The sequence below is a fragment of the Roseateles sp. SL47 genome (genome assembly GCF_026625885.1).
Classification (GTDB): Bacteria; Pseudomonadota; Gammaproteobacteria; order Burkholderiales; family Burkholderiaceae_C; genus Roseateles.
On sequence record NZ_CP113068.1, the window covers coordinates 587,287 to 607,269 of the forward strand.

General features: G+C 61.7%; 18 protein-coding genes. 1 reads left to right on the plus strand and 17 read right to left on the minus strand.

Annotated features, from left to right (window positions below; genetic code table 11):
- Positions 1-95 precede the first annotated feature (95 nt).
- The 15 genes from rpsQ to rpsL all read right to left on the minus strand — a co-directional run bounded on the left by rpsQ (position 96) and on the right by rpsL (position 10,256).
- On the minus strand, positions 96-365 hold the full coding sequence (gene rpsQ / locus OU995_RS02535) for a 30S ribosomal protein S17 (protein WP_267833782.1): 270 nt from the start codon (positions 363-365) through the stop codon (positions 96-98).
- Entirely contained in the window at positions 362-559 is a 198-nt protein-coding gene (gene rpmC, locus OU995_RS02540; protein ID WP_088454501.1) for a 50S ribosomal protein L29, read from the minus strand. Before rpmC ends, rpsQ begins: the two co-directional genes overlap by 4 nt.
- 12 nt (positions 560-571) lie before the next feature.
- The gene (gene rplP / locus OU995_RS02545; protein WP_058933601.1) at positions 572-988 is read right to left on the minus strand and encodes a 50S ribosomal protein L16; all 417 of its coding nucleotides are present in this window, start codon (positions 986-988) and stop codon (positions 572-574) included.
- Positions 989-990: 2 nt separating this feature from the next.
- Positions 991-1,806 carry a 30S ribosomal protein S3 gene (rpsC, locus tag OU995_RS02550; protein WP_267833783.1) on the minus strand — a complete coding sequence of 272 codons (816 nt, stop codon included), beginning with the start codon at positions 1,804-1,806 and terminating at the stop codon, positions 991-993.
- Positions 1,807-1,821: 15 nt separating this feature from the next.
- Positions 1,822-2,151, minus strand: a complete 330-nt coding sequence (rplV, locus tag OU995_RS02555) for a 50S ribosomal protein L22 (protein WP_267833784.1) — start codon at positions 2,149-2,151, stop codon at positions 1,822-1,824.
- An 11-nt stretch (positions 2,152-2,162) separates the two neighbouring features.
- Positions 2,163-2,441: a 30S ribosomal protein S19 gene (gene rpsS, locus OU995_RS02560; protein WP_058933599.1), complete on the minus strand. Its 279-nt coding sequence runs from the start codon at positions 2,439-2,441 to the stop codon at positions 2,163-2,165.
- Positions 2,442-2,454: 13 nt separating this feature from the next.
- Positions 2,455-3,279, minus strand: coding sequence for a 50S ribosomal protein L2 (rplB, locus tag OU995_RS02565; protein WP_267833785.1), 825 nt, complete (start codon positions 3,277-3,279; stop codon positions 2,455-2,457).
- Positions 3,279-3,593 (minus strand): 50S ribosomal protein L23, encoded by a 315-nt coding sequence (gene rplW, locus OU995_RS02570; protein ID WP_058933597.1) that lies wholly within the window; start codon positions 3,591-3,593, stop codon positions 3,279-3,281. The genes rplB and rplW overlap by 1 nt, the downstream gene beginning before the upstream one ends.
- A complete protein-coding gene (rplD, locus tag OU995_RS02575) occupies positions 3,590-4,210 on the minus strand; it encodes a 50S ribosomal protein L4 (protein ID WP_058933596.1) in 621 nt (206 codons plus the stop codon). The genes rplW and rplD overlap by 4 nt, the downstream gene beginning before the upstream one ends.
- Entirely contained in the window at positions 4,210-4,881 is a 672-nt protein-coding gene (rplC, locus tag OU995_RS02580) for a 50S ribosomal protein L3 (protein ID WP_267833786.1), read from the minus strand. Before rplC ends, rplD begins: the two co-directional genes overlap by 1 nt.
- Before the next feature lie 336 nt (positions 4,882-5,217).
- The gene (gene rpsJ, locus OU995_RS02585) at positions 5,218-5,532 is read right to left on the minus strand and encodes a 30S ribosomal protein S10 (protein ID WP_058933594.1); all 315 of its coding nucleotides are present in this window, start codon (positions 5,530-5,532) and stop codon (positions 5,218-5,220) included.
- A gap of 108 nt (positions 5,533-5,640) precedes the next feature.
- The gene (gene tuf, locus OU995_RS02590; protein ID WP_184294483.1) at positions 5,641-6,831 is read right to left on the minus strand and encodes an elongation factor Tu; all 1,191 of its coding nucleotides are present in this window, start codon (positions 6,829-6,831) and stop codon (positions 5,641-5,643) included.
- Between the two features lie 241 nt (positions 6,832-7,072).
- Entirely contained in the window at positions 7,073-9,175 is a 2,103-nt protein-coding gene (gene fusA, locus OU995_RS02595; RefSeq protein WP_267833787.1) for an elongation factor G, read from the minus strand.
- A 69-nt stretch (positions 9,176-9,244) separates the two neighbouring features.
- Positions 9,245-9,715 (minus strand): 30S ribosomal protein S7, encoded by a 471-nt coding sequence (gene rpsG / locus OU995_RS02600; protein ID WP_088454766.1) that lies wholly within the window; start codon positions 9,713-9,715, stop codon positions 9,245-9,247.
- A gap of 163 nt (positions 9,716-9,878) precedes the next feature.
- Positions 9,879-10,256: a 30S ribosomal protein S12 gene (rpsL, locus tag OU995_RS02605; RefSeq protein WP_058933591.1), complete on the minus strand. Its 378-nt coding sequence runs from the start codon at positions 10,254-10,256 to the stop codon at positions 9,879-9,881.
- 362 nt (positions 10,257-10,618) lie between these two features.
- Here rpsL and OU995_RS02610 point away from each other — a divergent pair, with 362 nt between their 5' ends.
- The gene (locus OU995_RS02610; RefSeq protein ID WP_267833789.1) at positions 10,619-11,134 is read left to right on the plus strand and encodes a PIN domain-containing protein; all 516 of its coding nucleotides are present in this window, start codon (positions 10,619-10,621) and stop codon (positions 11,132-11,134) included.
- Positions 11,135-11,535: 401 nt separating this feature from the next.
- On the opposite strand, the gene rpoC is transcribed toward OU995_RS02610, so the two are convergent.
- The gene (gene rpoC, locus OU995_RS02615) at positions 11,536-15,753 is read right to left on the minus strand and encodes a DNA-directed RNA polymerase subunit beta' (RefSeq protein ID WP_267833790.1); all 4,218 of its coding nucleotides are present in this window, start codon (positions 15,751-15,753) and stop codon (positions 11,536-11,538) included.
- Positions 15,754-15,771: 18 nt separating this feature from the next.
- The gene (rpoB, locus tag OU995_RS02620) at positions 15,772-19,893 is read right to left on the minus strand and encodes a DNA-directed RNA polymerase subunit beta (RefSeq protein WP_267833791.1); all 4,122 of its coding nucleotides are present in this window, start codon (positions 19,891-19,893) and stop codon (positions 15,772-15,774) included.
- Positions 19,894-19,983 lie beyond the last annotated feature (90 nt).

The window sequence follows — 19,983 nt, forward strand, 5'->3', positions numbered from 1 at the left end:
GGCCGGGATACCGCTTGCACGGTATTCCAGCCTCTTGGCTCATCAGGGCAGCACCGCCACACCCCAACGATTCACGGCCTTGACGGCAGCAAAGATTAGACCAGCTGAGCCTTTTGGACCAGGCGGGTCACCACCCAGCTCTTGGTCTTGGACAGCGGACGACCTTCGGCGATCTCGACCACGTCACCCATCTTGTACTCGCCATTTTCGTCATGGGCGTGGTACTTGCGGGAACGGGCCACGATCTTGCCGTACAGCTCGTGCTTGGCACGACGCTCCACCAGCACGGTCACGGTCTTGGCGCGCTTGTCGCTGACAACGCGACCGACCAGGGTGCGAGTGTTCTTTTCTTGAGCTTGCGTCATTTCGCGGCTCCCTTCTTCTCGGCCAGGATGGTCTTGGCGCGGGCGATGTCACGACGCGTCTTGCCCAGCACCGTGGTGTCGGACAGTTGTTGCGTCGCCTTTTGCATGCGCAGACCGAAGTGAGCCTTCAGCAGATCGGTGACTTCCTTTTCCAGGGCAGCCACGTCCTTGGCGCGCAGTTCAGATGCTTTCATGGTGTTCTCCAATCAGGCGCCGAGCTGGCGGGTCACGAAGGTGCAACGCAGCGGCAGCTTTGCAGAGGCCAGCGTGAATGCTTCGCGAGCCAGAGCTTCAGGCACGCCGTTGATCTCGTAGAGCACCTTGCCGGGCTGGATTTCAGCCACGTAGTACTCCGGGTTGCCCTTACCGTTACCCATACGGACTTCGGCGGGCTTCTGCGAGATCGGCTTGTCCGGGAAGATGCGGATAAAGATGCGGCCACCGCGCTTGATGTGGCGCGAGATGGCACGACGAGCCGCTTCAATCTGGCGAGCCGTGATGCGACCGCGTTCGGTCGCCTTCAGGCCGAAGTCGCCAAAAGCAACGGTTGCGCCGCGGGTCGCCACGCCAGTGTTACGACCCTTTTGCTCCTTGCGGTATTTGCGACGAGCAGGTTGCAGCATGTTTATTCTCCTTTGGCCTCACCAGCGGCGGGCTTGCGCACCACACGCTTGGCTGCCGGCTTGGCATCGCCACCTTCGGCGGGCTTGTCGCCACGGCCACGGCCACCCGGGGCACCCGGACGAGCGTTGCGACGCGGACGACGGTCGTCTTCAGCACCAGCGGGGGTGTTGATCACGGGGGCCTCGCCATTGGCCAGGCGGTCACCGCGGTACACCCACACCTTCACGCCGATGACGCCGTAGGTGGTCTTGGCTTCGGAGAAGCCGTAGTCGATGTCTGCCTTCAGGGTGTGCAGAGGCACACGGCCTTCACGGTACCACTCGGTACGAGCGATTTCGATACCGTTCAGACGGCCGGCGGACATGATCTTGATGCCCTGGGCGCCCAGACGCATCGCGTTCTGCATCGCACGCTTCATGGCGCGACGGAACATGATGCGCTTTTCGAGCTGCTGGGTGATCGAGTCGGCGATCAGCTGAGCATCGATTTCAGGCTTGCGCACTTCTTCGATGTTCACAGCGACGGGCACGCCCAGACGCTTGGTCAGCTCGGCCTTCAGGTTCTCGATGTCCTCGCCCTTCTTGCCGATCACCACGCCCGGACGTGCCGAGTAGATGGTGATGCGAGCGTTCTTGGCCGGACGCTCGATCAGGATGCGCGAAACGGCGGCGTTCTTCAGCTTGGCCTTCAGGAACTCGCGCACTTGCAGATCTTCAGCCAGCATGCTGGCGAAGTTCTGGTTGTTCGCGTACCAGCGCGACGCCCAGTTACGGGTGACGGGCAGGCGGAAGCCAGTCGGATGAATTTTCTGTCCCATAGTCTTCCTTCAGGCTCAGTTGCCGACGGTCACGTAGATGTGGCAGGTCGGCTTGCTGATGCGGTTGCCGCGGCCCTTGGCGCGAGCCGAGAAGCGCTTCAGCGTAGTGCCCTGTTCCACATAGATCGAAGTGACCTTCAGCTCGTCAATGTCGGCACCGTCGTTGTGCTCGGCATTGGCGATCGCCGATTCCAGCGCCTTCTTGATGATCAGAGCGGCCTTCTTCTGGGTGAATTCCAGGATGTTCAGCGCTTGATCCACCTTCTTGCCGCGGATCAGGTCCGCCGCCAGGCGGCCCTTATCAAACGACAGGCGGACGCCACGAACGATTGCTTTGGTTTCCATCGTCGCCATCCTTACTTCTTCCCGGCCTTCTTGTCGGCCGGGTGGCCCTTGAAGGTGCGGGTCAGTGCGAATTCACCCAGCTTGTGACCGACCATCTGGTCCGACACATAGACGGGGACGTGCTGCTTGCCGTTGTGCACGGCGATCGTCAGACCGATGAACTCGGGCAGGATCGTCGAGCGGCGCGACCAGGTCTTGATGGGCTTCTTGTCCTTGATGGCAACAGCCTTGTCGACCTTGGCCATCAAGTGATGGTCCACGAAGGGACCCTTTTTGAGGGAACGAGCCATGGTGGTCTACCCCTTACTTCTTGCGACGCGAGACGATGAAAGTCTGCGTGCGCTTGTTGTTACGAGTGCGGTAGCCCTTCGTCAGGGTGTTCCACGGCGACACAGGCGCCTGGCCTTCACCCGTACGACCCTCACCACCACCGTGCGGGTGGTCAACCGGGTTCATGGCGGTACCACGCACGGTCGGGCGGATACCCTTCCAGCGGATGGCGCCGGCCTTGCCGTACTGACGCAGGCTGTGCTCTTCGTTGCTCACTTCACCGATGGTGGCGCGGCAGTCGATGTGAACACGGCGGACTTCACCGGAACGCAGGCGGATCTGGGCATAAGCACCGTCACGCGCCATCAGCACCACGGAGGCACCGGCGGAGCGAGCGATCTGAGCACCCTTGCCCGGCAGCATTTCCACGCAGTGGATCGTCGAACCCACGGGGATGTTGCGGATGGGCAGCGTGTTGCCAACCTTGATCGGGGCTTCAGCGCCGCTCAGGATGGACGTGCCGACTTCCAGGTTGCGCGGGGCGATGATGTAGCGACGTTCGCCGTCGGCATAGCACACCAGAGCGATGTGAGCCGTACGGTTGGGGTCGTACTCGATACGCTCGACCTTGGCCGGGATGCCGTCCTTGTTGCGACGGAAGTCCACCACACGGTAGTGGTGCTTGTGACCACCGCCCTTGTGGCGCATCGTGATGTGACCGTTGTTGTTACGGCCAGAGTTCTGCTTCTGGGGCTCGAGCAGCGATGCTTCGGGAGCGCCCTTGTGCAGGTGCTTGTGCACCACCTTCACCACGCCACGACGGCCAGGCGAAGTCGGCTTGACTTTAACGACGGCCATTACGCAGCCTCCCCGGAGAAGTTGAGCTCTTGGCCCGCCTTCAGCGACACATACGCCTTCTTGACGTGGTCGCGACGACCCAGACGGCCACCAAAGCGCTTGGTCTTGCCCTTCTGGTTCACGACGTTCACGGCTTCGACTTCGACCTTGAACATCAGTTCAACAGCAGCCTTGATTTCAGGCTTGGTCGCGTCGCGCAGGACCTTGAACAGGACTTGGTTGTGCTTTTCGCCGGCAGCCGTGGCCTTTTCGGACACGATCGGGGCCAGCAGCACCTTGGCCAGACGGCCTTCAGCAAACTTGGGCGCGCTCATGCCAGCATCTCCTTCAGTTGCTCGATCGCAGCCTTGGTCACCAGCACCTTCTTGTAGAAGACCAGCGACAGGGGATCGACATAGCGCGGCTCCACCACCAGCACGTTGGCCAGGTTGCGCGAGGCCAGCAGCAGGTTGTCGTCCACGGAGTCGGAGATCACCATGACGTGATCCAGACCCATGCCCTTAAGCTTGGCAGCCAGCAGCTTGGTCTTGGGGGCGTCGATCGAGATCGAATCCACCACGGCCAGGCGGCCTTCGCGAGCCAGCTGCGACAGGATGGCGGCCATACCGGCGCGGTACATCTTCTTGTTCAGCTTGTGCGAGAAGTTCTCGTCAGGCTTGTTCGGGAAGATGCGACCGCCCCCACGCCACAGCGGCGAGGAGGTCATACCAGCACGGGCGTTACCAGTACCCTTCTGACGGAACGGCTTCTTCGTCGAGTGACGAACTTCAGCACGGGTCAGTTGAGCGCGGGTGCCTTGGCGGGCATTGGCTTGATAGGCGACGACGACCTGGTGCACCAGGGCTTCGTTGTAATCGCGTGCGAACAGGGTGTCCGGAGCATCCACTTTGGAAGTGGCCTGGCCCTGCTCATTCAGGAGCTCGAGCTGCATCAGTTAGCTCCTTTCTTGACCTTGACCTTGACGGCGGGACGGATCACAACGAATCCTTCCTTCGCGCCAGGAACGGCACCGCGCACGAACACCAGCTGGCGCGCTTCGTCGATACGGACCACGTCCAGGTTCTGGACGGTCACGGTGACGTCGCCGAGGTGGCCGGACATCTTCTTGCCGGGGAACACACGGCCCGGATCCTGGGCCATCGAGATCGAGCCGGGCACATTGTGCGAGCGGCTGTTACCGTGCGAGGCACGTTGCGATCCGAAGTTGTGACGCTTGATGGTGCCCGTGAAGCCCTTACCGATCGACGTGCCTTGCACGTCCACCTTCTGGCCTTCAGCGAACAGGGTCACCGGAACAGTGCCGCCAGCCTTGTATTCGGCGGCGATGTCCGCGGCAACGCGGAATTCCTTCAGGATTTCGCCAGCTTCGACGCCAGCCTTGGCGAGGTGACCCGCTTCAGGCTTGGTGACGCGGGACGCCTTGCGAGCGCCGTAGGTCACTTGGATGGCGCTGTAGCCGTCGATTTCTTCGGTCTTGACCTGGGTCACGCGGTTGTTGGACACGTCCAGCACGGTCACGGGGACGGTATCACCGTCGACCGTGTACACACGCATCATGCCCACCTTGCGGCCCAGCAATCCGAGACGATTGCTAAGACTCATGGTTTTCTCCTGACCTCCAACACCACGACGGAGACACCGCCGACTGCGCCGGAAATCATTTCACGCACCCCGACATCGGTTGGCCGGGGCTGACAAGCATCGCTCGCAAGCGGTGACCTGGGTAAAGGCCATGGACGCTGCTCTTGAATCGATGCGACGACACCGCACAAGAAAACCTTGTGCGGAAAAGCTGGCGAGTATAGCGCCCGATGCGCCATTGCTGCAAGTTGCAGCAGTGGGCTTACCGCACGTTCGATCAACAAAAAAACAGCAAAAAAAGCGACCCGAAGGTCGCTTTGAGTGGCACGGAAGGACAAGCCCTCCGCCGCCTCCGCATCACTGCAGCTTGATTTCGACGTCCACGCCGGCCGGCAGGTCCAGCTTCATCAGCGCGTCAACCGTCTTGTCGGTCGGGTCGATGATGTCCATCAGACGCTGGTGGGTACGGATCTCAAACTGGTCGCGCGAGGTCTTGTTGACGTGCGGCGAACGCAGGATGTCGAAGCGCTCCTTGCGGGTCGGCAGCGGCACGGGGCCGCGCACGATGGCGCCGGTACGCTTGGCGGTATCCACAATCTCCAGGGCCGACTGGTCAATCAGCTTGTAGTCGAAGGCCTTGAGGCGGATACGGATCTTTTGCTTGGTAGACATGACTATTCCTTCAAAGAGCGACGCAAAGCCCTGTCGGGCGATGCGGGAGAGCTGTTGTCAACATCGGCCGGCCGATGGATCGACCGGCCGATGCCGCCAGCAAAAGATTTACTCGATGATGGTGGCCACGACGCCCGAGCCGACGGTACGACCGCCTTCACGGATGGCGAAGCGCAGACCTTCTTCCATGGCGATCGGAGCGATCAGCTTCACGGTGATGCTGACGTTGTCGCCAGGCATGACCATTTCCTTGTCCTTCGGCAGCTCCACGGCACCCGTCACGTCCGTCGTGCGGAAGTAGAACTGGGGACGGTAGTTGTTGAAGAACGGAGTGTGACGGCCGCCTTCTTCCTTGCTCAGCACATAGATCTCAGCAGTGAAGTGGGTGTGCGGCTTGATCGAACCCGGCTTGGCCAGCACTTGGCCACGCTCCACGTCTTCGCGCTTGGTGCCGCGCAGCAAGATACCGACGTTGTCGCCAGCCTGACCTTGGTCCAGCAGCTTGCGGAACATTTCCACGCCGGTCACGGTGGTCTTTTGCAGATCACGGATACCGACGATTTCGATTTCCTCGCCGACCTTGATGATGCCGCGCTCCACACGACCGGTCACCACGGTGCCACGGCCAGAGATCGAGAACACGTCTTCCACCGGCAGCAGGAAAGCGCCGTCCACAGCGCGCTCAGGCGTCGGGATGTAGCTGTCCAGCGCATCGGCCAGGCGCATGATGGCTTGCTCGCCCAGGTCGCCCTTGTCGCCTTCCAGCGCCAGCTTGGCCGAACCCTTGATGATCGGGGTGTCGTCGCCCGGGAAGTCGTACTTGCTCAGCAGCTCGCGGACTTCCATTTCCACCAGCTCCAGCAGCTCGGCGTCGTCCACCATGTCGCACTTGTTCAGGAACACGATGATGTACTTCACGCCCACCTGACGCGCCAGCAGGATGTGCTCGCGGGTCTGGGGCATCGGGCCGTCAGCGGCCGAGCACACCAGGATCGCGCCGTCCATCTGGGCAGCGCCGGTGATCATGTTCTTCACATAGTCAGCGTGGCCGGGGCAGTCAACGTGCGCGTAGTGGCGGTTGGCCGTCTCGTATTCCACGTGAGCGGTGTTGATCGTGATGCCGCGGGCCTTTTCTTCCGGAGCCGCGTCGATCTGGTCGTAGGCCTTGGCTTCGCCGCCAAACTTCGAGGCCAGCACGGTTGCGATAGCAGCCGTCAGCGTGGTCTTGCCATGGTCAACGTGACCAATCGTGCCCACGTTCACGTGCGGCTTGGTACGTTCAAACTTACCTTTTGCCATTTCAATTCTCCAAAAAGAGCATCAATCCAGTCTATTGGTTTAGCGTTTCCGTTGGAGTCAAAACCCCTGGCGGCTGGCAACCCGGCAACCCCAACGAAGACGATTCTGAAAAACGAAGATCCCCACACCCAGCGCGGCCGTCAGGCCCGCGCCCCTCCAGCGGTGCCGGTGGACTGGCTCTGCCAGTCCACTCGGCTCGCCCCCTGATGGGGGCCGCCGTCAGGCGGTAGGGAGAGAGAGCTTACTTCGCCCGTGCGGTGATGATGGCGTCCGCCACATTCTTCGGAGCTTCAGCGTAGTGCTTGAACTCCATCGTGTATGTAGCACGACCTTGCGTTGCGGAACGCAGCGAGGTCGAGTAGCCGAACATTTCCGACAGCGGCACTTCGGCCTTGATGACCTTGCCACCACCGACCATGTCGTCCATGCCTTGCACCATGCCGCGACGCGAGGACAGATCGCCCATCACGGTACCAGCATAGTCTTCCGGCGTTTCCACTTCCACGGCCATCATCGGCTCGAGGATCACGGGGCTGGCGCGGCGGCAGGCTTCCTTGAAGCCCATCGAAGCGGCCATCTTGAACGCGTTTTCGTTCGAGTCCACATCGTGGTACGAACCGAAGGTCAGCGTGACCTTCACGTCCACAACGGGGTAGCCCGCCAACACGCCGTTCGGCAGGGTGTCGATCACGCCCTTTTCCACCGCCGGGATGTACTCGCGAGGCACCACACCGCCCTTGACGGCGTCCACGAACTCGAAGCCCTTGCCGGCTTCTTGCGGTTCGACCGTCAGCACCACGTGACCGTACTGGCCCTTACCACCGGACTGGCGAACGAACTTGCCTTCGACGTCCTGGACAGCCTTGCGAATGGTTTCGCGGTAGGCCACCTGCGGCTTGCCGACGTTGGCTTCAACGCTGAACTCGCGCTTCATGCGGTCCACGATGATTTCCAGGTGCAGCTCGCCCATGCCGGAAATGATGGTCTGGCCGGATTCTTCGTCGGTCCGCACGCGGAACGACGGATCTTCTGCAGCCAGACGACCCAGGGCCAGACCCATCTTTTCCTGGTCAGCCTTGGTCTTGGGTTCCACGGCCTGCGAAATCACAGGCTCAGGGAAGACCATCTTTTCCAGGGTGATGACGGCTTCCGGATCGCACAGCGTCTCACCGGTGGTCACTTCCTTCAGGCCCACGCAAGCAGCGATGTCGCCCGCCAGAATTTCCTTGATTTCTTCACGCTGGTTGGCGTGCATCTGCAGGATCCGGCCGATACGTTCCTTCTTGCCCTTGATCGGGTTGTAGACGGTCGAGCCGGATTGCAGCACGCCCGAATACACGCGAACGAAGGTCAGCTGGCCGACGAACGGGTCGGTCATCAGCTTGAAAGCCAGAGCGGCGAACTTTTCGCTGTCGTCAGCCTTGCGGGTGACTTCCTTGTCGTCTTCGTCCGTGCCGGACACCGGGGGAATGTCCACCGGGGAAGGCAGGAAGTCGATGACGGCGTCCAGCATGCGCTGCACGCCCTTGTTCTTGAAGGCGGTGCCGCACAGCATCGGCTGGATCTCGGTGGCGATCGTGCGGGTACGCAGCGCCAGCTTGATTTCAGCTTCGGTCAGTTCGCCCGACTCCAGGTACTTGTTCATCAGATCTTCGCTGGCTTCAGCAGCCGCTTCGATCATCTTTTCGCGCCATTCGTTCGCGGTCGCCACGAGGTCGGCCGGGATGTCCTGGTACTCGAACTTCATGCCCTGGGAGGCTTCGTCCCAAATGATGGCCTTCATCTTGAGCAGGTCCACCACGCCGGTGAAGTTTTCTTCGGCGCCGATGGGGATCACGATGGGCACAGGGTTGGCCTTCAGGCGGGTCTTCATCTGGTCAACGACCTTGAAGAAGTTCGCGCCGGTACGGTCCATCTTGTTGACGAACGCGAGGCGGGGCACCTTGTACTTATTGGCCTGGCGCCAGACGGTTTCCGACTGGGGCTGCACGCCACCCACGGCGCAGTACACCATGCAGGCGCCGTCCAGGACGCGCATGGAACGCTCCACCTCGATGGTGAAGTCCACGTGCCCGGGGGTGTCGATGATGTTGAAACGATGCTCGGGGTAGGACATGTCCATGCCCTTCCAGAAGCAGGTCGTCGCGGCCGACGTGATCGTGATGCCGCGCTCTTGCTCCTGTTCCATCCAGTCCATCGTGGCGGCGCCGTCGTGCACCTCACCGATCTTGTGGTTCACACCGGTGTAGAACAGGATACGTTCGGTCGTCGTGGTCTTGCCGGCATCGATGTGCGCGGAAATACCGATGTTGCGGTAGCGCTCGATGGGGGTCTTGCGGGACATGGTGTCACTCCAAATGCATGGAGCCGCCAGCGGGTTGGTAAAAACCCGAGGCGGCCAGGAAGGTCTTGTTTAGAAACGGAAGTGCGAGAACGCCTTGTTGGCGTCGGCCATACGGTGCACTTCGTCGCGCTTCTTCATCGCGCCACCGCGGCCTTCAGCAGCTTCCAGCAGTTCGTTGGCCAAACGTTGGGCCATCGACTTCTCACCGCGCTTGCGTGCCGATTCCTTGAGCCAGCGCATGGCCAGAGCCAGACGGCGGACGGGGCGAACTTCCACGGGAACTTGGTAGTTCGCACCGCCAACACGACGGGACTTCACTTCGACCATGGGCTTCACGTTGTTCAGCGCGATCATGAACACTTCCAGCGGATCTTTGCCGGACTTGTTCTCGACCTGTTCCAGGGCGCCATAAATGATGCGCTCTGCGACGGCCTTCTTGCCCGATTCCATGATGACGTTCATGAACTTGGACAGATCAACGCTGCCGAACTTGGGATCGGGCAGGATTTCGCGCTTGGGTACTTCGCGACGACGTGGCATGGGAGTCTTCCTTCAATGCTTCAGTTGGCTGGCTTTCGCCTGCCGCGGATCTCCACCACCTATTGGGGGGATCCACTTACTCGGTTGTGGGTGCACATGCACCGAAACCGCAACAATTTGGTGACCGTTGTCCTGAGACCTCGGCAGCCAAAACCTGGGCTGATTAGGCCTTCTTCGGACGCTTCGCGCCGTACTTGGAACGCGATTGCTTGCGGTCCTTCACGCCCTGCAGGTCCAGAGAACCGCGGACGATGTGGTAACGCACACCGGGCAAGTCCTTGACACGGCCGCCGCGCACGAGCACGACGCTGTGTTCTTGCAGGTTGTGGCCTTCACCGCCGATGTACGAGATGACCTCGAAACCGTTGGTCAGGCGCACCTTGGCCACTTTACGCAGAGCCGAGTTCGGCTTCTTCGGGGTGGTGGTGTACACGCGGGTGCAGACGCCACGGCGCTGCGGGCACGACTGCATAGCCGGCGACTTGGATTTCGTCACCTCGGTCTCACGACCGTGGCGCACGAGCTGATTGATGGTTGGCATAAGTAACTTGTTCCCGTTTGAAGTCACAGCTTCAGCGGCAGTGAGAGGCGCGGCCAGTTCGACGACCCAGAAGACAAGCGACAAAAGCGCAGCGCCGACCTTGATCGCGGCACCACGCCCTCACTGCCTTCCGAACGTTTTCACTCGCTTCCCTGAATGGGGCTCAGTTGGCTCTACCGTACCTGGGCCGAGATCCGCTATATCCGTGATATCCGTGATATCCGCGTATTCGGCAGGTGGGCAGGGCCCAGGGGATCAAGCCCCCTTTTCAAGCCCCTTCAGGCGCATCTATACACGCTGAAGAGCCCGCGATTGTAGGCCAGTTCGCCGAAAACGCACAAGGCGCTATGCTGGCTGCCCCCATGAACCCTGCTGTTTTACCTTCATTGCCGCCGGCCTCACCCATCGGGCCCCTGCCCCTGCGCGTCGTTCTGGACACTCAGATCGTCATGGATTGGCTGGTTTTTGATGAACCACGCATCCGGCCGATCATTGCCCGCGTCGAAAGCCGGCACTTACTTTGGACTGCCACGGCCCCGATGAAAGCGGAAATGCTGCACGTGCTGGGGCGCGGAGTGGCTGCGCGCTATTCCCCGGACCTGGCGCGGATCCATGCGGCATTTCAACAGCACTGTGAATTCATCGAAGTGCCGGTACTGGGCATTTCGCGTCCGCGATGCAGTGACGAGGACGACCAGAAGTTCATTGACCTGGCGCTGCACTTGGCGGTGTCGCAGCCCACGGTCCTTCTTTCCCGGGATCGGGCTGTCTTGAAGGTGGCGAAGCGCGCGGCGAAGTTGGGATTATCGATTCTGTCTCCCGATGCGTGGCTCCAGCGCCACGCCACCACGGCACTCACAGACCTCGCCTCCCAGTAGCCTCTGCATCCGACAGGGGGGGCCGACCCGAGCTCGGGCTTGGGCTCGGATGGACATCGAGATTGGGCTCGGGATGGGGATGGGCGTTGTTGATCTCGGCCTCTTCGTTCAGTGTTTTTTCGCACGACTCGGTCCGGAGGCATGCGGGCGGAGGCTTCTGCGTAAGTCAAGGAGGAGCCCCGAAGGGGCGGGGGACATGGAGCAGAAGCCTCCGCCCGCATGCCTCCAGCGCCCGCTGCAGCCCCCCCAGAACCCGCCCGCCTCCAGCGCCCGCCCAGGCCCCTCCCCCCAGTCCGAACCCTGAGCGAAAAAAAAGGCTGCCCCCTTTCGGGTCGGCAGCCTTTTCAGCCGGACCGGCGGTTTCACCCGCCGGTCTCAGTCACTCAGGGTGATGAGTCCGCTCAAACGCTCGGCGTGTCGTCCGCATCCAGGGCGGACAGTTGCACCGCCGCCATTTCCTCGGCTTCCTGCATCGCGATGGAACGGCGCTCTGCGTCGTCCATCTCTTCCTTGACGCGACGCGCCTGGTGGAAGGCCATACCGGTACCGGCCGGGATCAGACGACCCACGATCACGTTTTCCTTCAGACCGCGCAGCTCGTCGCGCTTGCCCATGATGGCCGCTTCGGTCAGCACGCGCGTGGTTTCCTGGAAGGAAGCCGCCGAGATGAACGAATCGGTGGACAGCGATGCCTTGGTGATCCCCAGCAGCACGTCGGAGTGGGTGGCAATGATCTTGCCTTCGCCACGCAGACGGTCGTTGGTATCCAGCAGCTCCGAACGTTCGACCTGTTCGCCGGTGATGTAGGACGAATCGCCCGGGTTGACGATCTGCACGCGGCGCAGCATCTGGCGAACGATCACCTCGATGTGCTTGTCGTTGATCTTCACGCCCTGCAGACGGTAAACGTCTTGCACTTCGTCCACGATGTAGCGAGCCAGTTCCTCGATCCCCAGCAGGCGCAGGATGTCCTGCGGATCCGCCGGGCCGTCGACGATCAGTTCGCCGCGGTTCACCACCTGACCTTCGTGCACCAGGATGTTCTTTTCCTTGGGCACCAGCACTTCGTGCTTGCGGCCTTCCGGATCGGTGATCTCCAAGCGCACCTTGCCCTTGGTCTCCTTACCAAACGAGACCGTACCGGTCTGCTCGGCCAGGACACCCGCGTCCTTCGGCGAACGGGCTTCGAAGAGCTCGGCCACGCGGGGCAGACCCCCGGTAATGTCGCGAGTCTTCTGACCTTCCACCGGGATACGGGCCAGCACTTCGCCGGGCGCCAGATCCTGGCCGTCGCGCACCTGGATCAGAGCGCCGACCTGGAAGCCGATCGTCACCGAGTGGTCGGTACCGGGGATCTTCACCTCGTTGCCCTGGGCATCCAGCAGCTTCACCTGCGGACGAACCACCTTGGCTGCACCACGACGCTTCGGATCGATCACCACCAGGGTGGACAGACCGGTCACTTCGTCGACCTGCTTGGCCACCGTCACGCCTTCTTCGACGTTCTCGAACTTCGCCTGACCGGCGAATTCCGTGATGATCGGGCGGGTCAGCGGGTCCCAATTGGCCAGGATGGTGCCAGCCTTGATGGTCTGGTCAGCCTTGATGTTGAGCAGCGCACCGTACGGCACCTTGTGACGCTCACGCTCGCGGCCGTGCGGGTCGGAGATGACGATTTCGCCGGAACGGGAAATCACCACCAACTCGCCCTTGCCGTTGGTCACGTAGCGCATCGTGGCATTGAAGCCGATGATGCCGTCCGACTTGGCTTCCACGCTGGAGGCCACGGCCGCACGCGAAGCCGCACCACCGATGTGGAAGGTACGCATCGTCAGCTGCGTGCCCGGCTCACCGATCGACTGTGCAGCAATCACGCCCACGGCCTCACCGGTGTTGACCAGGCCGCCACGACCCAGGTCGCGGCCATAGCACTTCGCGCACAGACCGAAGCGGGTGCCACAGGTCAGCGGCGTGCGGACCTTCACCTCGTCCACGCCGGCTTGTTCCAGCAGGTCCAGGGTGTCTTCGTCCAGCATGTTGCCGGCGGTCAGCAGCAGCGCCTGCGTTTCCGGGTGCATCACATCCACGGCAGCCACACGACCCAGGATACGGTCGCGCAGAGACTCGATCACCTCACCGCCTTCCACCAGGGCGCGCATGTTGATGCCGTTGTCGGTGCCGCAATCGGATTCGGTCACGACCAGATCCTGCGTCACGTCCACCAGACGACGCGTCAGGTAGCCCGAGTTTGCGGTCTTCAGCGCCGTATCCGCCAGGCCCTTACGAGCACCGTGGGTGGAAATGAAGTACTGCAGAACGTTCAGACCTTCGCGGAAGTTCGCGGTGATCGGCGTTTCAATGATGGAGCCGTCCGGCTTGGCCATCAGGCCCCGCATACCGGCCAGCTGGCGGATCTGGGCCGCGCTACCGCGGGCACCGGAGTCAGCCATCATGTAGATGGAGTTGAAGGACTCCTGCTCCACTTCCTTGCCGTTGCGGTCCAGGATCTTTTCCTTGGACAGCTGCGACATCATCACCTTGCCGACTTCGTCACCGGTCTTGCCCCAGATGTCCACCACCTTGTTGTAGCGTTCACCGGCGGTCACCAGACCCGAGACGTACTGCTGCTCGATCTCCTTGACTTCCTTCTCGGCGCGATCGATCAGCTCGACCTTCTGCTTGGGCACCAGCATGTCGTCGATGGCGATCGAGATGCCGGCACGCGTGGCCAGACGGAAGCCGGACTGCAGCAGCTTGTCTGCCAGCACCACGGTTTCCTTCAGGCCGCACTTGCGGAAGGAGGTGTTGATCAGGCGCGAGATTTCCTTCTTCTTCAGCGCCTTGTTGATGTTGCTGAAGGGCAGGCCCTTGGGCAGGATTTCCGACAGGATCGCGCGGCCCACGGTGGTGTCCACCAGCTTGGTCTCGGGAACCCACTCGCCGGTGTCCTTGTCCTTGCTGTACTCGGTCAGGCGCACGCTGATCTTGGCGGTCACTTCCACCGCACCGGTATCCAGCGCGCGGATGACTTCGGCGATGTCCGAGAACACCATGCCTTCACCCCGGCCGTTCGTACGCTCACGAGTGGCGTAGTACAGGCCCAGCACCACGTCTTGCGACGGGACGATGGATGGTTCGCCGGAGGCCGGGAACAGCACGTTGTTGGAGGCCAGCATCAGCACGCGGGCTTCCATCTGCGCTTCGATGGACAGCGGCACGTGAACGGCCATCTGGTCACCGTCGAAGTCGGCGTTGAAGGCCGCGCAGACGAGCGGATGCAGCTGAATCGCCTTGCCTTCGATCAGCACCGGTTCAAAGGCCTGGATGCCCAGGCGGTGCAGCGTCGGAGCGCGGTTCAGCAGGACCGGGTGTTCCTTGATGACTTCTTCAAGGATGTCCCAGACCACCGGCGTGCCGGATTCGACTTCCTTCTTCGCCGCCTTGATGGTGGTGGCGATGCCCATCGCCTCCAGACGCGAGAAGATGAAGGGCTTGAACAGCTCCAGCGCCATCAGCTTGGGCAGACCGCACTGATGCAGCTTGAGCGTCGGGCCCACGGTAATCACCGAACGGCCCGAGTAGTCGACGCGCTTGCCCAGCAAGTTCTGACGGAAACGACCGCTCTTGCCCTTGATCATGTCGGCCAGCGACTTGAGGGCACGCTTGTTGGCGCCGGTCATCGCCTTGCCGCGACGGCCGTTGTCCAGCAGCGAGTCGACCGCCTCCTGCAGCATGCGCTTTTCGTTGCGCACGATGATCTCGGGGGCCTTCAGCTCCAGCAGACGGGCCAGGCGGTTGTTGCGGTTGATGACGCGACGATAGAGGTCGTTCAGGTCGGAGGTCGCAAAGCGACCGCCGTCCAGCGGCACCAGCGGACGCAGGTCCGGCGGCAGCACCGGCAGCACTTCCAGCACCATCCAGTTCGGCTTGATGCCCGAACGCTTGAAGGCCTCCATGACCTTGAGGCGCTTGGAGTTCTTCTTGACCTTCAGCTCGGAGCCGGTCATGTCGTTGCGCAGGCGATCGATCTCGACGTCGAGATCCATCTCCTCCAGCAGCTTCTTGATGCCTTCGGCACCCATCAGCGCGATGAACTCGTCACCGTACTCGACACGCTTCGCGTCGTAATCGTCCTCGGACATGATGCTGAACTTCTTCAGCGGGGTCATGCCGGGGTCCACCACCACGTAGGCTTCGAAGTACAGCACGCGCTCGATGTCGCGCAGGGTCATGTCCAGCACCAGGCCCAGACGGGACGGCAGGGACTTCAGGAACCAGATGTGGGCGCAGGGCGCGGCCAGGTCAATGTGACCCATGCGCTCGCGACGCACCTTGGTCTGGGTGACTTCAACGCCGCACTTCTCGCAGATCACGCCACGGTGCTTCAGGCGCTTGTACTTGCCGCACAGGCACTCGTAGTCCTTGATCGGGCCGAAGATCTTGGCGCAGAACAGGCCATCGCGTTCCGGCTTGAAAGTCCGGTAGTTGATGGTCTCGGGCTTCTTCACTTCACCGAAAGACCACGAACGGATCTTTTCGGGCGAAGCCAGCCCGATCTTGATCGCGTCGAAGTGCTCGTCCGGCGTGAATTGCTTGAACAGGTCCAGTAAACCTTTCATGTGTCTCTCCTGTTCCCTTTAGTTGCGCTCGAGTTCGATGTCGATACCGAGCGAACGGATTTCCTTCACCAGCACGTTGAACGACTCGGGCATGCCCGCTTCGATCGAGTGCTCGCCCTTGACGATGGATTCGTACACCTTGGTACGGCCATTCACGTCGTCGGACTTCACGGTCAGCATTTCCTGCAGGATGTAGGAAGCACCGTAGGCTTCCAGCGCCCACACTTCCATTTCCCCGAAACGCTGTCCGCCGAACTGCGCCTTGCCGCCCAGCGGCTGCTGAGTCACGAGCGAGTACGGGCCGGTCGAACGTGCGTGCATCTTGTCGTCCACCAAGTGGTGCAGCTTCAGCACGTGCATGTAGCCGATGGTCGTCGGACGCTCGAACTGCTCGCCGGTGCGGCCGTCATACAGGTAAGCCTGCGTACGGGTCGGCGTGAGGCCCTTGCGTGCGGCGATGTCCTCGGGATAGGCCAGTTGCAGCATCGCGCGGATTTCGCTTTCCTTGGCCCCGTCGAACACCGGCGTGGCGAAGGTCACACCCTTGGCCAGGTTTTGCGCCATGTCGATGACTTCAGCGTCGGTCAGCTCGTCCAGCTTCTCGGGCTTGCCGCCGTTCTGGTTGAACAGCTCATCCATGAAGCTGCGCAGCTCGGCCACACGAGCCTCGCGTTGCAGCATGTCGCCGATACGCTGGCCAATGCCCTTGCCCGCCCAGCCCAGGTGCACTTCCAGCACCTGACCGACGTTCATCCGGGACGGAACGCCCAGCGGGTTCAGCACGATGTCGGCGGGTGTGCCGTCGGCCATGTAGGGCATGTCTTCGATCGGGGTGATCTTGGACACAACACCCTTGTTGCCGTGACGGCCGGCCATCTTGTCGCCAGGCTGCAGGCGACGCTTGACGGCCAGGTACACCTTCACCATCTTCAGCACGCCAGCGTCGAGCTCATCGCCCTGCGTCAGCTTCTTGCGCTTCTCTTCGAAGGCCAGGTCGAAGCTGTGTCGGGTCTGCTCCAGCGAGTTCTTGATGGATTCCAGCTGGTTGGCGATGTCGTCTTCGGCCGGACGGATGTCAAACCAATGGAACTTCTCGACTTCCGCCAGATAGTCCTTGGTGATGACGGTGCCCTTGGTGATCTTCTTCGGACCCCCGTTGGCGACCTTGCCGTTCAGCAGCTTCTCGATCCGGTCGAACGCGTCGGCCTCCACGATACGCAGCTGGTCGTTCAGGTCCAGGCGGAAGCGCTTCAGTTCATCGTCGATGATCTGCTGGGCGCGCTTGTCGCGCTGGATGCCTTCACGGGTGAAGACCTGCACGTCGATGACGGTACCGCTGGTGCCTTGGTCCACACGCAGCGAGGTGTCCTTCACGTCGGACGCTTTCTCACCGAAGATGGCGCGCAGCAGCTTTTCTTCCGGCGTCAGCGTGGTTTCGCCCTTCGGCGTGACCTTGCCCACCAGCACGTCGCCCGGGTTCACTTCCGCACCGATGTACACGATGCCGGATTCGTCCAGACGAGCCAGTTGCTGTTCGCTCAGGTTCGGGATGTCGCGGGTGATTTCTTCGCTGCCCAGCTTCGTGTCGCGAGCCTTGACCACCAGTTCCTCGATGTGGATCGAGGTGTAGCGGTCTTCGGCCACCACGCGTTCGGAGATCAGGATCGAGTCTTCGAAGTTGTAGCCGTTCCAAGGCATGAACGCGACCAGCATGTTCTGGCCCAGTGCCAGCTCACCCAAGTCGGTCGAGGCGCCGTCGGCAATGATGTCTTCCGCTTCGACGCGGTCACCACGCTTGACGATGGGGCGCTGATGGATGTTGGTGTTCTGGTTGCTACGCTGATACTTGATCAGGTTGTAGATATCCACACCCACTTCACCGGCCACGGTCTCGTTGTCGTTCACGCGGATCACGATACGGTTCGTGTCCACATAGTCGACCACGCCACCACGGCGGGCGGCCACCACGGTCCCCGAGTCCTTCGCGGCCACACGTTCCACGCCGGTACCCACAAACGCCTTTTCGGGGCGCAGGGTCGGCACGGCCTGACGCTGCATGTTCGCGCCCATCAGTGCGCGGTTCGCATCGTCGTGCTCCAGGAACGGCACCAGCGAAGCCGCCACCGACACGATCTGCGTCGGCGCCACGTCCATGTACTGGATGCGTTCCGGCGAGGTCAGCACCGATTCGCCGTTTTCACGGGCCGAGACCAGTTCGTCGATCAGCTGACCGCTTTCGTTCAGCGAAGCGTTCGCCTGAGCGATGACGTACTTGCCTTCTTCGATGGCCGACAGGTAGTCGATCTGGTTGGTGACCTTGGAGTCCACCACGCGGCGATACGGCGTTTCGAGGAAGCCGTATTCGTTCAGTTGCGCGTAAAGAGCCAGCGAGTTGATCAGACCGATGTTCGGGCCTTCCGGCGTTTCGATCGGGCAGACGCGGCCATAGTGGGTCGGGTGCACGTCACGGACTTCGAAGCCGGCACGCTCACGGGTCAGACCGCCCGGGCCCAGGGCCGAGACACGACGCTTGTGCGTGATCTCGGACAGGGGGTTGGTCTGGTCCATGAACTGCGACAGCTGCGACGCACCGAAGAACTCCTTCAGGGCCGCAGAGATCGGCTTGGAGTTGATCAGGTCGTGCGGCATCAGGGCTTCGGTCTCAGCCTGGCCCAGACGTTCCTTCACAGCCTTTTCGATACGGGCCAGGCCGGAGCGGTACTGGTTTTCAGCCAGTTCGCCGACACAGCGCACGCGACGGTTGCCGAGGTGGTCGATGTCGTCCACTTCGCCACGGCCGTTACGCAGTTCCACCAGGATCTTGACGACGTCCAGGATGTCCTCGTTGGACAGCGTCATCGCGCCTTCGGGGATGTCGCGGCCCACGCGGGCGTTGAACTTCATCCGGCCAACGCGCGACAGGTCGTAGGTGTCTTCCGAATAGAACAGGCGGTTGAACAGCGCTTCGACGGCGTCTTCCGTCGGCGGCTCGCCAGGACGCATCATGCGGTAGATGGCGACACGAGCAGCCAGCTGGTCGGCGGTTTCGTCCGAGGCCAGGGTCTGGCTGATGTAGGCGCCTTCATCCAGCTCGTTCGTGAACAGACACTGGATGTCCTTGATGCCGGCGGCGCGCAGCTTCTTCAGCAGCGAGTCGGTCAGCTCATCGTTGGCCTTGGCAATGATCTCGCCAGTGTCCGGATCGACCATGTTCTTGGCCAGCACGCGGCCGAGCAGGAAGTCTTCCGGCACGGTCACATGCTGCGTGCCGGACTGCTCCATCTGGCGCACATGGCGGGCGGTGATGCGCTTGTCCTTCTCGACCAGGACATTGCCGCTCTTGTCGGTGATGTCGAAGCGAGCCACTTCACCCTTGAGGCGTTCGGCCACGAACTCCATCTGGGCGCCCGAGTCCATCAGGCGGAAGTTGTCGAAGACAAAGAAGTGCGCCAGGATCTGCTCCGGATTCAGGCCGATGGCCTTGAGCAGGATCGTGACCGGCATCTTGCGACGACGGTCCACGCGGAAATAGAGGATGTCCTTCGGGTCGAATTCGAAGTCCAGCCAGGAGCCGCGATAAGGAATGATGCGCGCAGAGAACAGCAGCTTGCCGGACGAGTGCGTCTTGCCCTTGTCGTGTTCAAAGAACACGCCGGGGGAGCGGTGCAGCTGCGAGACGATGACCCGCTCTGTGCCGTTGATGATGAAGGAGCCGTAGTCGGTCATCAGGGGCACTTCGCCCATGTAGACCTCTTGTTCCTTGATCTCCTTGACCGTCTTCGGGGTCGGGCTTTCCCGGTCGTAGATGATCATCTGCAGCTTGGCGCGGACGGCGGCTGCAAAGGTCAGCCCACGCTGTTGACATTCGCGAACGTCAAACGGGGGCTTGGCAATATTGAATTCGAGGAATTTCATTTCCACGAACCCGTTGTGCGAAACGATGGGGAACGTGGACAGGAAGGCAGCTTGCAGGCCTTCGGGTTTACGCTTGAGCGGAGCGACGTCTTTTTGCAGGAAGGCGACGTAGCTGTCCTTCTGCATCGTCAGCAAGTAGGGAACGTTGAGCACGCTCACGCGCTTGCCGAAGCTCTTGCGAATGCGCTTGCGCTCGGTGTAGCTGTAGGGGGTTGCTTGCGCCATAAACACTCCGTGTCGAGTGCGCCCCTGGCCGTGGTGCGCACCGCGTCGGCGACTGGCTGTTCGGGCATTGCACCCGAAGCTTGGTGGTTG

Excerpts from the sequence above, each read along its gene's own strand:
- rplD (WP_058933596.1), bottom strand. The coding sequence starts at position 4,210 with ATGCAGCTCGAGCTCCTGAATGAGCAGGGCCAGGCCACTTCCAAAGTG.
- rplP (WP_058933601.1), bottom strand. The coding sequence starts at position 988 with ATGCTGCAACCTGCTCGTCGCAAATACCGCAAGGAGCAAAAGGGTCGT.
- rpmC (WP_088454501.1), bottom strand. The coding sequence starts at position 559 with ATGAAAGCATCTGAACTGCGCGCCAAGGACGTGGCTGCCCTGGAAAAG.
- rpsS (WP_058933599.1), bottom strand. The coding sequence starts at position 2,441 with ATGGCTCGTTCCCTCAAAAAGGGTCCCTTCGTGGACCATCACTTGATG.
- rpsQ (WP_267833782.1), bottom strand. The coding sequence starts at position 365 with ATGACGCAAGCTCAAGAAAAGAACACTCGCACCCTGGTCGGTCGCGTT.
- rpsG (WP_088454766.1), bottom strand. The coding sequence starts at position 9,715 with ATGCCACGTCGTCGCGAAGTACCCAAGCGCGAAATCCTGCCCGATCCC.
- rpsL (WP_058933591.1), bottom strand. The coding sequence starts at position 10,256 with ATGCCAACCATCAATCAGCTCGTGCGCCACGGTCGTGAGACCGAGGTG.
- rplB (WP_267833785.1), bottom strand. The coding sequence starts at position 3,279 with ATGGCCGTCGTTAAAGTCAAGCCGACTTCGCCTGGCCGTCGTGGCGTG.
- rplW (WP_058933597.1), bottom strand. The coding sequence starts at position 3,593 with ATGAGCGCGCCCAAGTTTGCTGAAGGCCGTCTGGCCAAGGTGCTGCTG.
- OU995_RS02610 (WP_267833789.1), top strand. The coding sequence starts at position 10,619 with ATGAACCCTGCTGTTTTACCTTCATTGCCGCCGGCCTCACCCATCGGG.
- tuf (WP_184294483.1), bottom strand. The coding sequence starts at position 6,831 with ATGGCAAAAGGTAAGTTTGAACGTACCAAGCCGCACGTGAACGTGGGC.
- rpsJ (WP_058933594.1), bottom strand. The coding sequence starts at position 5,532 with ATGTCTACCAAGCAAAAGATCCGTATCCGCCTCAAGGCCTTCGACTAC.
- rpsC (WP_267833783.1), bottom strand. The coding sequence starts at position 1,806 with ATGGGACAGAAAATTCATCCGACTGGCTTCCGCCTGCCCGTCACCCGT.
- fusA (WP_267833787.1), bottom strand. The coding sequence starts at position 9,175 with ATGTCCCGCAAGACCCCCATCGAGCGCTACCGCAACATCGGTATTTCC.
- rplV (WP_267833784.1), bottom strand. The coding sequence starts at position 2,151 with ATGGAAACCAAAGCAATCGTTCGTGGCGTCCGCCTGTCGTTTGATAAG.
- rpoC (WP_267833790.1), bottom strand. The coding sequence starts at position 15,753 with ATGAAAGGTTTACTGGACCTGTTCAAGCAATTCACGCCGGACGAGCAC.
- rpoB (WP_267833791.1), bottom strand. The coding sequence starts at position 19,893 with ATGGCGCAAGCAACCCCCTACAGCTACACCGAGCGCAAGCGCATTCGC.
- rplC (WP_267833786.1), bottom strand. The coding sequence starts at position 4,881 with ATGAGTCTTAGCAATCGTCTCGGATTGCTGGGCCGCAAGGTGGGCATG.